Annotated in this window: 8 protein-coding genes and 3 tRNA genes; 7 read left to right on the top strand and 4 right to left on the bottom strand. The window is 62.3% G+C overall.

Annotated elements, in window-relative coordinates; genetic code table 11:
- The first annotated feature begins 178 nt into the window (after window positions 1-178).
- From ACJRW5_RS02440 to ACJRW5_RS02425, 4 genes are all read left to right on the top strand, one after another.
- Window positions 179-808, top strand: coding sequence for a DUF1780 domain-containing protein (locus ACJRW5_RS02440; protein WP_484568937.1), 630 nt, complete (start codon window positions 179-181; stop codon window positions 806-808).
- Window positions 805-1,353, top strand: coding sequence for an MOSC domain-containing protein (locus tag ACJRW5_RS02435; protein WP_484568936.1), 549 nt, complete (start codon window positions 805-807; stop codon window positions 1,351-1,353). The genes ACJRW5_RS02440 and ACJRW5_RS02435 overlap by 4 nt, the downstream gene beginning before the upstream one ends.
- A gap of 24 nt (window positions 1,354-1,377) precedes the next feature.
- Window positions 1,378-1,551 carry a DUF3094 domain-containing protein gene (locus tag ACJRW5_RS02430; protein WP_484568935.1) on the top strand — a complete coding sequence of 58 codons (174 nt, stop codon included), beginning with the start codon at window positions 1,378-1,380 and terminating at the stop codon, window positions 1,549-1,551.
- A gap of 63 nt (window positions 1,552-1,614) precedes the next feature.
- Window positions 1,615-2,916, top strand: coding sequence for an NAD(P)/FAD-dependent oxidoreductase (locus ACJRW5_RS02425; protein ID WP_484568934.1), 1,302 nt, complete (start codon window positions 1,615-1,617; stop codon window positions 2,914-2,916).
- Window positions 2,917-3,172: 256 nt separating this feature from the next.
- Here ACJRW5_RS02425 and ACJRW5_RS02420 read toward each other — a convergent pair.
- From ACJRW5_RS02420 to ACJRW5_RS02410, 3 genes are all read right to left on the bottom strand, one after another.
- A tRNA-Lys gene (locus ACJRW5_RS02420) sits at window positions 3,173-3,248 on the bottom strand.
- Between the two features lie 5 nt (window positions 3,249-3,253).
- Window positions 3,254-3,330 (bottom strand) — tRNA-Pro (locus ACJRW5_RS02415).
- A 9-nt stretch (window positions 3,331-3,339) separates the two neighbouring features.
- Window positions 3,340-3,415: transfer RNA gene (locus tag ACJRW5_RS02410), tRNA-Asn, on the bottom strand.
- Between the two features lie 206 nt (window positions 3,416-3,621).
- Between ACJRW5_RS02410 and ACJRW5_RS02405 the strand changes: the two genes are divergently transcribed.
- Window positions 3,622-5,946, top strand: coding sequence for a DUF1631 domain-containing protein (locus ACJRW5_RS02405; RefSeq protein ID WP_484568933.1), 2,325 nt, complete (start codon window positions 3,622-3,624; stop codon window positions 5,944-5,946).
- 9 nt (window positions 5,947-5,955) lie between these two features.
- The gene (locus tag ACJRW5_RS02400) at window positions 5,956-6,288 is read left to right on the top strand and encodes a PilZ domain-containing protein (RefSeq protein WP_484568932.1); all 333 of its coding nucleotides are present in this window, start codon (window positions 5,956-5,958) and stop codon (window positions 6,286-6,288) included.
- A 212-nt stretch (window positions 6,289-6,500) separates the two neighbouring features.
- Here the strand turns inward: ACJRW5_RS02400 and ettA are convergent, their stop codons facing one another.
- Complete coding sequence (gene ettA / locus ACJRW5_RS02395; RefSeq protein WP_484568931.1) at window positions 6,501-8,168, bottom strand: energy-dependent translational throttle protein EttA; 1,668 nt, start codon at window positions 8,166-8,168, stop codon at window positions 6,501-6,503.
- Between the two features lie 375 nt (window positions 8,169-8,543).
- Between ettA and ACJRW5_RS02390 the strand changes: the two genes are divergently transcribed.
- Window positions 8,544-12,764, top strand: coding sequence for a sensor domain-containing protein (locus tag ACJRW5_RS02390; protein ID WP_484568930.1), 4,221 nt, complete (start codon window positions 8,544-8,546; stop codon window positions 12,762-12,764).
- Window positions 12,765-12,864 lie beyond the last annotated feature (100 nt).

The following is a 12,864-nucleotide window of genomic DNA, read 5'->3' as shown; positions in this document are numbered from 1 at the left end:
TATGCCAGGAAGTCTACACCGGCACCCGTCGCGAGTCTGACAGTGGAACACTGCAGCACAAAGACTCGCGACCACTAGCCATTCGAGAGCAGGCTCCGCGCAGGAATAGTGGCCGCGCCACTTGAGCATGATTGAGCGGCACTGGCATGCAGACCAGCGCTACGGCTAAGCTTCGGTCATGGACGATTCCGACTACCTGCGCCTGCTCACGCACCAGGCCGAGCAGGCCAATGCCTTTCTCTCCAACGCCAAGAAATGGGAGCGTGAGCGCTGGGTCTGCCAGCGTCTGCTGCAGGCGCTGAACGTGCGCCACCATGGCGATGATTTCACGCCAAGCGGCCAGGAGCCACCAGACGTGCTTTTTCGCGAGGCCAACTTCGAGGTGTTCTTCGTCCTCGACGAGGGCCGGCGCTTGAACGACGAATGGCGCGCCGAGCTGGAGCGCCGCCGCAGCGCCTTTTCTCTTAGCCAACTGGTGCGCCGAGAGGCTCGCCCCAAGCGGATTGCGGCCAGCGAGATGCAGGCCCGCCTGGCGCCAACCCTGCGCAAGAAGGCGCATAACTATCGCGAGCGCGGCATCGACCTGGGAGAGCTGGATCTGGTTGCGTTCGTCAGCCTCAAGCGCGCCGTACTGGACTGCAACAGCCACTTTCCGCCACCTACCGAGTACCTGCGCCAGGGTTGGCGCTCGCTGTCACTGGTCGGCCCGCGATTCGCCCGCGTGCTATTCGCGCACCCGGATGCACCGGATTTTCTGCGCCAGAATCTCGGGCGCAGCCTGCTGTTCGACATCGGTATCGATCTGTGAGCCCACTGCAGGCGTTACTGGCCGAGGTGCCACAGGTCGGACGCGTGCGCTGGATAGGCGTGCGCCCGCAATCACGCGCCGCCATGCTCGAAGTCGACGCGGTGGAGGCTCGCCGCGAAGCCGGGCTGACCGGCGATCACAGCCGCCCGGGACCACGCAATACGAGGCAGGTGACGCTGATTCAATGGGAGCACCTGGCCGTCGTTGCCGCCCTGCTCGGTCGCGACAGCCCGATGCATCCCAGTGAACTGAGGCGCAATATCGCGGTTGCCGGCATCAACCTGTTCAGCCTCAAGGGCCGGCGCTTTCGCATCGGCCAGGCGCTGCTGGAAACCACTGGCTGGTGCCAGCCCTGTGCCCGCCTGGAGGAGCGCCTTGGCCGCGGAACCTTCCAGGCCATGCGCGGGCACGGCGGCATAACCGCTCGGGTTGTCGAAGGCGGCATCATTCGCCTGGACGACAACCTAAGCGTCGAAATCCTCGACGACGTATCTGACCCTGAGGACAACAACGCTCGCCAAGGCTGGCGGGCGCGCCTAGAATAGCGCCATTCAAGCAGAGGCCTCCCCATGACCAGCCGTCTGAGCCCAGAAGACCAGCAGAAAGTCGACCAGTACCTGAGTGCACCGCAGCATCAGATCGAGCGTCAGCCATTTCATGTCTGGCGCTTGCTCGGCATCGTGCTGGTCACCGTCATCGGCCTGGGCCTGCTGAGCCGCTTTCTGAGTGGACTGGTGCTATGAGCTGCCTCGCGCTCGCCCTGCCCCACTCACACCGTCTTTTTCAAAGCCTTGTGAGCACTTCCCATGTCCCATCGCATCGTGATTGTCGGCGGCGGCGCCGGCGGTTTGGAGCTGGCCACCCGCCTTGGTAGAAAACTTGGCAAGAGTGGTGCAGCCCGCATCATTCTGGTCGACGCCAACCTCACCCATATCTGGAAGCCTCTGCTACACGAAGTGGCCGCCGGCTCGCTGAACTCCTCGGAAGACGAATTGAACTACGTGGCCCAGGCTAAGTGGAATCATTTCGAGTTTCAGCTCGGCCGCATGTCCGGCCTGGACCGTGCCAGCAAAAGCATTACCCTGGCCCCCACTCTGGATGACGACGGCCAGGTGCTGATGCCCGAGCGGCGCATCACCTATGACAGCCTGGTGATCGCCGTAGGCAGTACCACCAATGACTTCGGCACACCCGGCGCTGCCGAGCACTGCATCCTGCTCGATACTCGCGAGCAGGCCGAGCGCTTCCATCGCCGCATGCTCAGCCATTACTTGCGCGCCCACGCCAACGAGAACGAAGACGGCTCGCAGATCAACATCGCCATCGTCGGTGCTGGCGCCACCGGCGTGGAACTGGCGGCCGAGCTGCATCACGCCGCCAAGCAGCTGGCGGCCTATGGCCTCAACCGGATTCGCCCGGAAGATATGCGCATCACCCTGATCGAGGCCGGGCCGCGCGTATTGCCTGCCCTGCCCGAGCGCATTGCCCGTCCGGTGCACAAGACGCTGGAAAAATTGGGCGTAACCGTGCTGACCGGCGCAGCCGTCAGCGAGGTGACCGCCGAGGGCCTGAAAACGGCTGATGGCAACTTTATTCCGGCCAGCCTGAAAGTCTGGGCCGCCGGCATTCGCGCGCCAGGCTTTCTCAAGGATCTGGATGGGCTGGAAAGCAATCGCATCAACCAGCTGCAAGTGCGCCCGACATTGCAAACGACACTGGACGACGATGTGTTTGCCTTCGGCGACTGCGCCGCCTGTCCACAACCCGACAGTGAGGGCCGCAACGTGCCGCCACGAGCCCAAGCCGCGCACCAGCAGGCCTCGTTACTGGCCAAATCGCTACGCCTGAAGATCAGCGGCCAGGCGCTGCCGGAATATCGTTACCGCGATTACGGCTCGCTGATTTCGCTATCGAGCTTCTCCGCCGTGGGCAACCTGATGGGCAACCTCACCGGCAGCGTGATGCTCGAAGGCTGGCTGGCCCGCGTGTTCTACGTATCGCTGTATCGCATGCACCAGATGGCACTGTATGGCGTACCGCGCACCCTGCTGCTGATGCTCAGCGATCGCATCGGCCGCAGCACCGAGCCACGACTCAAGCTGCATTGATAGCGGCATTCGTGCAACGCTACACCGCCAATCTGTAGGAGCGGCGTCCCACCGCGAACCCGGGGTCGCGCGTGCAGGAAGAGCTTCGCCCCAGGGCGGGGCTCCTACGAAAAGCTGCGTGCAGCCAGTGCGTAGCCCGGATGCAATTCGGGACCGCCCTTCAGCGCCGAGAACATCCCCCGGATTGCATCCGGGCTACGCAAACGCCGATACGCAGAAACGAAAAAGCCCGCACTAGGCGGGCTTCATCGAATGGTGGTGGGTCGTGTAGGATTCGAACCTACGACCAATTGGTTAAAAGCCAACTGCTCTACCAACTGAGCTAACGACCCAAAAATGGTCGGGGTAGGGGGATTCGAACTCCCGACATCTTGCTCCCAAAGCAAGCGCGCTACCGGACTGCGCTATACCCCGATTGGAATTTGGCTCCGCGACCTGGACTCGAACCAGGGACCCAATGATTAACAGTCATTTGCTCTACCGACTGAGCTATCGCGGAACTACTGCATTCCAACCTCAACCGCGTTTCGCTTTCGCGTTGCCGCTGCTGAGGCGCGCCATTTTACGTAGCAAAAATTCCCTGTCAACCCCTGCAAACTGCTTTTACTACAATGCTTTGCAGAGCCGGCATGGACTACTATATGTTTCATCGAACTGCGACATGACGCAGGACGCGCCAGACGACGACGCCAGCCAGGACAGTCAATGAGCAGCCAGGACCAGCCCCCCATTAATCCCAAGGTGGTCAGCCTCGCCAGTCGCGGTATACAGCCGCGCTTCAGCGACCTTGTGCAGGCTTGTCGCAAGCTGGTCATGAATCGCCTGGCGGAACATCTGAATGGCGTTTTCGGCCAGGTAGACGACACGCTGTTCGAGTGCGCCGAGAAGGCCGAGAACAACAAGGTCCAGACGCTGTTCTTCGATAACATGCGCGAGATTCGTCGTCAGCGACCGCAAATCGAGCGCAGTTACCACCAGAAGATTGCCACCAATTTCTCCGATTTCCTTGAAGGCAAGCTGCAGAGCCAGGTACCAGCTGAGCTAGATTCAGAGCAACTGGAACTGGTGCAGAACGAGGATTACGAAGAAACCCTGCAAGTCACCAATATGGTCAGCCGGGTGAAGGCACGTTGCACGCAGCCTCTGTTCGCCCTGGAGCAACGTCTGGCCCTGCTCAACAATGGCCAGAAGCTGGGCGAGGACAACAACCCCTTCGGCCCGCAAGCCATCGCCCAGGCATTCCGTGAAGCACTGGCGCCCTGCCCGTTCCCGCTACAGATCAAGACCATCCTTTACATGCTCTTCGATCGCCACGTGATGCAAAGCCTGGACTCGCTATATGGTGCCCTGAACCAGCGCCTGATCGATGCCGGCGTGCTGCCGAATCTCAAGTACAGCGCTCAGGTCAGCCCAAGCATCAGTCGCCCCGAGCCAGCCAAGACGGACACTGCGCCTGCCAAACCACAGCCAGCCGGCACCCCGGTTGCCAAAGCGCCGAGCGCAGAGCCGGCGCTGCTGGATCTAGACCTTAGCGCGCCACCACCCAGCGATCCCTCAGCGCTGTTCAGTGGCCTTTCCAGTCTGCTGGACGAGCACCGCCATGGTCATCCTGACGCGCCATTGCTCGGCGGCACCCGCAGTATCGTCAGTTTTTCACCGCGCGAGGCCAGTCGTACCTACAGCGCCAGTGAGTTGCTTGCTGCACTGAACCGCATGCAGCAGCAGTCCGCCCATGAACTGGCCCAGCGCCTGCACAAACCGCAGGCAGTGGAAGGACTGAAGGCCGACCTGCAACAACAGCTGGAAGCCCATAGCAGCCTGCCTGGCGACAGCCGGGTATCCGACCAGGAAGCCGACGTGATCGACCTGGTCGGCATGCTGTTCGACTTCATTCTCGATGACGAGAACCTGCCGGACGCCTGCAAGACCGCGCTCTCGCACCTGCATACGCCCTACCTGAAGATCGCCCTGCTGGACAAGGCGCTGTTCACTCAGCATTACCACCCGGCGCGCCGCCTGCTCAACACCATGGCCCAGGCCGGCGTGCTGTATGGCAGCGAAGGTGACGAGCGGGGTCTGCTGGCCAAGATGCAATGGGTGGTAGAACGCGTCATTCACGGATTTACTGGCGACCTGGCACTGTTCGACAGCCTGATCGACGAGTTCAACGAATATGTCGACACCCTGCGCCACAAGGTCGAGCTACGCGAACGCAGGGCAGTCGAAGCGGCCAAGGGCAGAGACCGCTTGCTCGGCGCCCGCGAGCAGGCACTGGAAATCATCCATCAGTGCGTTGCGCAACGAGATCTGCCCGCGATCATTCGTAACTTCCTCGAACTGACCTGGGCCGATGTACTGGTATTCGTGCTACTGCGCCACGGCGAGCAGAGCGACGAGTGGAAGCGTGCCAGCGAAGTGGCCGAACAATTGGCCTGGAGCGGCACCCCCCTGGAGGAAGACGACAAGCAGCGTCTGCAGGAGCTTCGCGTGCCCATGCTCAGCGACCTGCGCAAAGGTCTGGAGCTGCTGGGGGGCTATCATGAAGACGGTATCCGCCGTCTGCTCCAGGATCTGGTCGCCTGCCAGCACGCCGTACAGGCCAAGCAACCGCAACTGGCAGCACAGCTGACACCGACCCTGCCGGAGAGCCCGCTGGGCGCGATGCTCGGTGAAGACGCCGACCTGGCGCGTCAGGCACCGTCACGCAGCACACTCTCTGCGCGAGCACAGAGCCTCGCCAAGGAGCTGGCAAATGTCGAATTCGGCACCTGGTTCGAATTCGTCAGCAATGGCCAGAGCCGCGTGCTCAAGCTCTCCTGGTTCAGCCCCACCACGCATAACTACATGTTCGTCGACAACAGCGGCCAGCGTGTAGCGATCAAACCGCTGACCCTGCTGGCCAGTGAAATGGAGAAAGGGCTGGCCCGCATCGTTACTCCCGAACGCGCGACACCCTTGGTGGATCGCGCGCTGACTGCCATCTACCGCGTGCTGCAGCGTTTCACTGGGCGCACGGCCGAACCCCGCTGAGGAACTACCATGGAAGAGCGTCGCCAACATAGCCGCCATGGCACCGAGATGCAGCTGGAGGTGTTTGACCTGAACAGCGGCCAGCGTCTTGGTCGCATCGTCGACCTGTCTGCCGATGGCTTCATGCTGTTCAGCGATACGCCACATACGGCCGATGCCGTGCTGCAATGCCGTCTGGTGTGCACATCGAATGCAGAGGGCATTCAGGAAGTCCGCCTCGGAGCCGACTGCCTGTGGAGCCGCCCCGGCGCCGACGGCCAGCACTGCTGGGCCGGCTTTCATATCATCGACTTGGCCGAGGATCAGGCCAAGGCACTGGAAGCCCTGCTGGCCAGGCTCTGAACAGCCAGGGTGCGCTGTGCGCAGCGATATTCCCGCCTACCGGTGCGCACAGCGCACCCTACGGAACGGATGCCAATCACGCCCCTTCGTGGGAGCCCCGGGGCGAAGCTTTTCGCGTTCGCCCTGGTTCGCGGCGGGGCGCCGCTCCTACAGAAACCTTGCGAGCCAATGAAAAACGGAGCCTGCAGGCTCCGTTTTTATCCACTGAACGCTTACTGCGTCAGCTTCTTGTAACGCACGCGGTGCGGCTGCGCGGCGGCATCGCCCAGGCGCTTCTTGCGGTCGGCTTCGAACTCAGTGTAGTTGCCTTCGAAGAAGTTGACCTTGGCGTCATCCTCGTAGGAGAGGATGTGGGTGGCGATACGATCGAGGAACCAGCGATCGTGGGAAATCACGATGGCGGCGCCGGGGAAGTCCAGCAGCGCGTCTTCCAGCGCGCGCAGGGTTTCCACGTCGAGGTCGTTGGACGGTTCGTCGAGCAGCAGCACGTTGCCGCCCTGCTTCAGGGTCAGGGCCATGTGCAGACGGCCACGCTCACCACCGGAGAGGTCCTTGACGAACTTCTGCTGGTCGGCGCCCTTGAAGTTGAAGCGACCGACGTAACCACGCGACGGCACCTCGTAGCTGCCCACCTTGATCATGTCGAAGCCGTCGGACACCTGCTCCCACACGGTCTTGCTGCCGTCCAGCGCATCGCGGCTCTGCTCGACGCTGGCGATCTGTACGGTTTCACCGATCTCGATGTGGCCGGAATCCGGTTGTTCCTTGCCGGTGATCATGCGCAGCAGGGTCGACTTACCGGCACCGTTGCCGCCGATCACACCGACGATAGCGCCTTTGGGGATGCTGAACGACAGGTCGTCGATCAGTACGCGGTCGCCGAAGGACTTCGACACGTTGACGAAGTCGATGACCTTGTCGCCCAGACGCGGACCGGCCGGGATGTAGATCTCGTTGGTCTCGCTGCGTTTCTGGAATTCCTGCGACTGCATTTCCTCGAAGCGCTGCAGACGGGCCTTGGACTTCGACTGACGCGCCTTGGCGCCCTGACGAACCCACTCCAGCTCGGCCTTCATGGCCTTGGCGTGCGACGCCTCGGCCTTGGCTTCCTGGGCCAGACGGTTGGACTTGGATTCCAGCCAGCCGGAGTAGTTACCCTCGTACGGGATGCCGTGGCCGCGGTCGAGTTCGAGAATCCAGCCGGCGACGTTGTCGAGGAAGTAACGGTCGTGGGTGATCGCCACCACGGTGCCGGGGAAGTCGTGCAGGAAGCGCTCCAGCCAGGCGACCGAGTCGGCGTCCAGGTGGTTGGTCGGTTCGTCCAGTAGCAGCATGTCGGGGGCCGACAGCAGCAGGCGGCACAGGGCGACACGGCGCTTCTCACCACCGGAAAGGTGTTCGATCTTCGCGTCCCAGGCCGGCAGACGCAGGGCGTCAGCGGCGACTTCCAGCTGGCGCTCCAGGTTGTGGCCGTCGGAGGCCTGAAGGATGGCTTCCAGCTTGGCTTGCTCGGCAGCCAGCGCGTCGAAGTCGGCATCCGGCTCGGCGTAGGCGGCATAGACCTCGTCGAGGCGGGCCTGGGCCTGTTTGATCTCGCCGACGGCTTCTTCGACGATGTCGCGCACGGTCTTGCTCGGGTCGAGCTGCGGCTCCTGCGGCAGGTAGCCGACCTTGATCCCCGGCATCGGACGGGCCTCGCCGTCGATCTCGGTGTCGACGCCGGCCATGATGCGCAGCAGGGTCGACTTACCGGCACCGTTGAGGCCCAGTACGCCGATCTTGGCGCCCGGGAAGAACGACAGGGAGATGTCCTTGAGAATTTCACGCTTCGGCGGGACGACCTTGCTGACCCGATGCATGCTGTAGACGTACTGAGCCATGAGAACCTGACTGGTAATGATGAGAGCTGAAAGTGGCGCACCTGCATGCACAGCGAAAGTTCGTCAGCGGTGAAGAGCCAGCTGATGAACGGGCCAGCTGGCTATTTCCTCGCCTGCCGGCCCTTTCGCGGAGCCCGCATTGGAGCGATGTGCAGAGACCTTAGCTGCTGCAGGAATGAACGCCAAGTATGGCGCGGACAGTTCACGCGCGCGGCGCAAAGCTACCGGAATGCACGCGACAGGGCAAACTACGCTCGTCGGCACAGCTGGCACTTGGCCACGTTTACAGGCATTCTAGCCGGCTGACGTGAGCGCAGGCATGCTTGCGTGTTCAATCGCTCAAACAGCCCAGCAGTAGCTGCAGGTCCACAGAACGTGTCGACTCCTTCATTCCAGCCTTCTTCCGCATCGGACGAGTCGCCCGCGCCAAAGCGTCGCGAAGCGCTCAGGCGTGCGCTGGTAGCACTGGTACTGGCGATTCTGGGACTGCTGGCCTGGCAACTGACTCAGGAATATCGCCAACTGCTGGATAGTCGCAAGCAGCTGAGCCTGAGTTATGGCGAACAACTGGCCAAACATCTGAGCCTGAACATGCATCTGAAGGCCCGGGCAGGTCAGGCCATGCTGGGCAGCGCGGTCGAGAGCGGCAGCCCTGACGCCGAACTGGTCAGCACGCTACGCAGCATCTTCCCGACCCTGAGCAGCGTGGCCTGGCTCGACGCTAACGGCCAATTGATCAGCGACAGCTTCGGCGGTGCGCGCGACCTCAGCTTCATCCGTGAGCAGCAACAGCGAAGCGGGTCAGCGACCTATCACTTCGCCTTCAGCGCCCAGGACGGCGGTGCGCTCTACCTGCTGTTACGCCAGGCGGACGACAGCCAGCGCGTGCTGCGTATGAGCACCAGCGCGCTGCGCGGCTGGCTGCGTGAACAGCATCAGAGCGAGCATGACTGGCTGCTCGAAGACGTGCCGAGCCAGCGTGTTATTGCCCGCGCCAAGGATCTGCAACAGAGCAGCAGCGTCATCGCACCCGTAACGGCAGCCGAGCAGGCGCAGAGCCTGGAGCGTATTCCTCTGCCGGGTAGCGAGTGGCAATTACGCGCGCTTTTCGATGCCGACCGAGCCGGCAATGAACTGATGCCCGCGCTGGCCGGGAAATTTCTGCTGTTCGTGCTGTGCACACTGCTCACCCTCCTCGCACTTTATGGTCTGCAGCGCGAGCAGCGGCGCCTGCAACAGCTCAATACCGAGTCGCGGCGCTCGCTACATCGTGCGGCCAGCGCCCTCGGCGCAGTTGAAGAGCGCATTCTGGTCACGCAATCCGATGGCAAGCTGCGCTATCTCAACCCGCAGGCAGAAGCCCTGTTTGGCCTGACCAGCGAAGCGGCCTGGGACCTTCATCTTCTTGAGCTGCTACCGGATCTCGATCCCTTGCTGCTCAACAGTCCGCAACTGGCCGCTGACCCGGGCCCCGAGCTGGTCAGGCTTGAACAACAAGGGCGTGCACGCCTGTTCGCGGTGACCCGCAGCGACATCAGTGACCTGGGATACCAGACCGGCTATGTCTGGGTACTACGCGACGTCACCGACGAGCAGCAGGCGATGCGGGTACTGCAGGAAACCCGTCGGCGTTATCAGGATATCTTCGACGGTACCGGCGTCGCCTTGTGCGTGCTCGACCTTGCCGGCCTGCGCAGCCTGCTGTTGCAGAACAAGCTACGCGATGCAGCAGGACTGGGACGCTGGTTGCGCGCGGACCCGACGCATCAGGAACTGATGCTGGAGCAGTTGCGCATCACGGAAGCCAATCAGGTGGCGCTCAATTTACTCGGCGTCAAATCCGTCGAGCAGGCCTGGCAACAACTGATCGACAGCGGCCCGGTGCAAGCAGACGATCTGCGCTACCGATTGGCAGTGGCCGTGCTCGAAGGCCCCAACCTGGTCGAATTGGAAACCCAGCTGGTCACCGCACAGGGCTTGCAACGCCATGTCTGGCTGGTGCTGCGCCTGCCGGAGATGATTCAGGACTATCAGGCGGTGACCCTGAGCATCAGCGACATCACCAGCCGCAAACGCATCGAGCTGTCGTTGATCGAGCGCGAGCGCTTCTGGTCCGAAGTGGTTCGCTCGGTACCCGACCTGCTCTACGTGCACGATATGCAGAACAGGCAGGTCTTGTTCAGTAACCACAGCCTTGGCTTGCAACTCGGCTACAGCAAGGCCGAACTGCGCGCCATGCGCGAGGATTTCTGGGAGCAGGTCCTGCATCCGGACGACAGCGAGTACTACTGGCGCATCCGCAACCTGCAGAAGGTCGTTGGTGACGGCCTGCTGCTCGAGTCGGTACTGCGCTGGCGTCACCGCGACGGCCAGTGGCGCTGGTTCAGCATCCGTGAACAGGCTCTGGCGCGCGATGAGCAGGGCCGGGTCAGCCGCCTGATCGGCGTGGCCAAGGACATCACCGAACAGATCGAGCGCAACCAGTCGCTGCGCGACAGCGAGCAACGCTATCGCCTGCTGGCGGAAAGCATCAGCGACGTGATCTTCTCCACCGACAGCAACCTGCAGCTGAACTATGTCAGCCCATCGGTGGAGCCGGTGCTGGGCTACTCGGTCAACTGGGTCATGACCAACGGCCTGCACAGCATGGCCGCCAATCCTCTGCAACTGGACGGCCTGAACCTGCTGCTGGAACGTATTCGCGATGCGCTCGGCGAGCGTACGCGTGTCAACCGCCTGCGCGAGGAACTGCCGGACCAGTTGTTCGTGTTCGACTGCCTGCGCGCCGACGGCCACAAGATCCCGGTAGAGCTGCGCCTGGTGCTGATGTGGGACGAAAATGGTCGCTTCGAGGGCATCCTCGGCGTCGGCCGCGACATCAGCCAGCAACGTCGTGCGGAAAAGGACCTGCGCATGGCCGCGACGGTGTTCGAGCATTCCACAGCGGCGATTCTGGTCACTGACCCGGCCGGCTATATCGTGCAGGTCAACAAGGCGTTCAGTCGCGTCAGCGGCTATTCCGCCGGCCAGGTGCTCGACCAGCTGCCAGGCATGCTGACGGCCGATCGCCAGCAGGCAACGCATATGCAGTACATCCTTGGCCAGCTCAACCAGCGTGGCAGCTGGGAAGGCGAGGTGTGGCTCAAGCGCAAGGGCGGAGAAAACTTCCCGGCCTGGGTCGGTATCACTGCCGTGCATGATGAGGAAGGCGATCTCGTCAGCTATGTATGCTTCTTCAGCGACATCAGCGAACGCAAGGCCAGCGAGCAGCGCATTCACCGCCTGGCTTACTACGATGCACTCACCCACCTGCCGAACCGTACGCTGTTCCAGGACCGCCTGCACAGCGCCCTGCAGCATGCCGAGCGGCACGACGAATGGGTGGTGCTGATGTTCCTCGACCTTGATCGCTTCAAACCGATCAACGACTCACTCGGCCACGCCGCAGGCGATCGCATGCTCAAGGATGTGGCGGTACGTCTGTCAGCCTGCGTCGATGGCGATGACACCGTAGCGCGTATGGGCGGTGATGAATTCACCCTGCTGCTGCAGCCGCGTGCGACTCGCGAAGGCGCGTTGAACCGCGCCATCCACGTCGCGGAACAGATTCTCTCCAGCCTGGCTCGCCCCTTCGTCCTCGAAGGCCGCGAGTTCTTCGTCACCGCCAGCATCGGCATCGCCCTCGCTCCGCAGGACGGCGACGAACTGAGCCAACTGATGAAGAATGCCGACACGGCCATGTACCACGCCAAGGAGCGCGGCAAGAACAACTTCCAGTTCTATCAGGCCGACATGAACGCCAGCGCACTGGAGCGCCTGGAACTGGAAAGCGACCTGCGTCACGCTCAGGAACAGGGCCAGTTCGTCCTGCACTACCAGCCACAATTTTCCGGCGACGGTTGCCGCCTGACCGGTGTCGAAGCGCTGCTACGCTGGAACCATCCGACCCGCGGCCTGGTACCGCCTGACGAATTCATTCCGGTGCTGGAAGAGCTTGGCCTGGTCGTCCAGGTCGGCGAATGGGTACTGGAAGAGGCCTGCCGCCAGCTCAAGCAATGGCACGACGAGAGGATTCGCATCCCCAAGGTGTCGGTCAACCTTTCTGCCCGCCAGTTCGCCGAGGGCGACTTGAGCGCGCGCATTGCCGCCATCATCGAGAAAACCGCTCTGCCCCCGGCCTGCCTGGAAGTCGAACTGACCGAGAGCATCCTGATGCACGACGTGACCAGCGCGATGCAAACGCTCCACGACCTCAAGCGTCTGGGGTTGTGCATCGCGGTGGACGACTTCGGCACGGGTTACAGCTCGCTCAACTACCTCAAGCAGTTCCCCATCGATGTATTGAAGATCGACCGCAGCTTCGTCGACGGTCTGCCAGAAGGTGAGCAGGATGCGCAGATCGCCCGAGCCATCATCGCCATGGCGCACAGCCTGAACATGATGGTGATCGCCGAGGGCGTTGAGAGCCAGGCACAGCTGGAGTTTCTGCGCGAGCATGGCTGTGACGAGGTTCAAGGCTATCTGTTCGGCAGACCGGTGCAGGCGCAGCAGTTCAGCGCGCAATTCAGCAACGCTGCAGTGTTGGCACCTAGCTGAACCCGCTCTACCGGCAAGCATGAGGGCCTTTTGTCTGCCTCATGACCGACCTTCATATGCCTGAATGCGACCTTTGCGTTAGAATCCGCTCCCTATTTCT

The sequence above is a fragment of the Pseudomonas pichavaramensis genome (assembly GCF_050473265.1).
Lineage (GTDB): Bacteria > Pseudomonadota > Gammaproteobacteria > Pseudomonadales > Pseudomonadaceae > Aquipseudomonas.
This window is presented reverse-complemented; position numbering and strand designations above follow the sequence as displayed.

Bases quoted from the DNA above. Each gene is read 5' to 3' on its own strand.
- ACJRW5_RS02440 (WP_484568937.1), top strand. From the start codon at position 179: ATGGACGATTCCGACTACCTGCGCCTGCTCACGCACCAGGCCGAGCAG.
- ACJRW5_RS02430 (WP_484568935.1), top strand. From the start codon at position 1,378: ATGACCAGCCGTCTGAGCCCAGAAGACCAGCAGAAAGTCGACCAGTAC.
- ACJRW5_RS02425 (WP_484568934.1), top strand. From the start codon at position 1,615: ATGTCCCATCGCATCGTGATTGTCGGCGGCGGCGCCGGCGGTTTGGAG.
- ACJRW5_RS02405 (WP_484568933.1), top strand. From the start codon at position 3,622: ATGAGCAGCCAGGACCAGCCCCCCATTAATCCCAAGGTGGTCAGCCTC.
- ACJRW5_RS02400 (WP_484568932.1), top strand. From the start codon at position 5,956: ATGGAAGAGCGTCGCCAACATAGCCGCCATGGCACCGAGATGCAGCTG.
- ettA (WP_484568931.1), bottom strand. From the start codon at position 8,168: ATGGCTCAGTACGTCTACAGCATGCATCGGGTCAGCAAGGTCGTCCCG.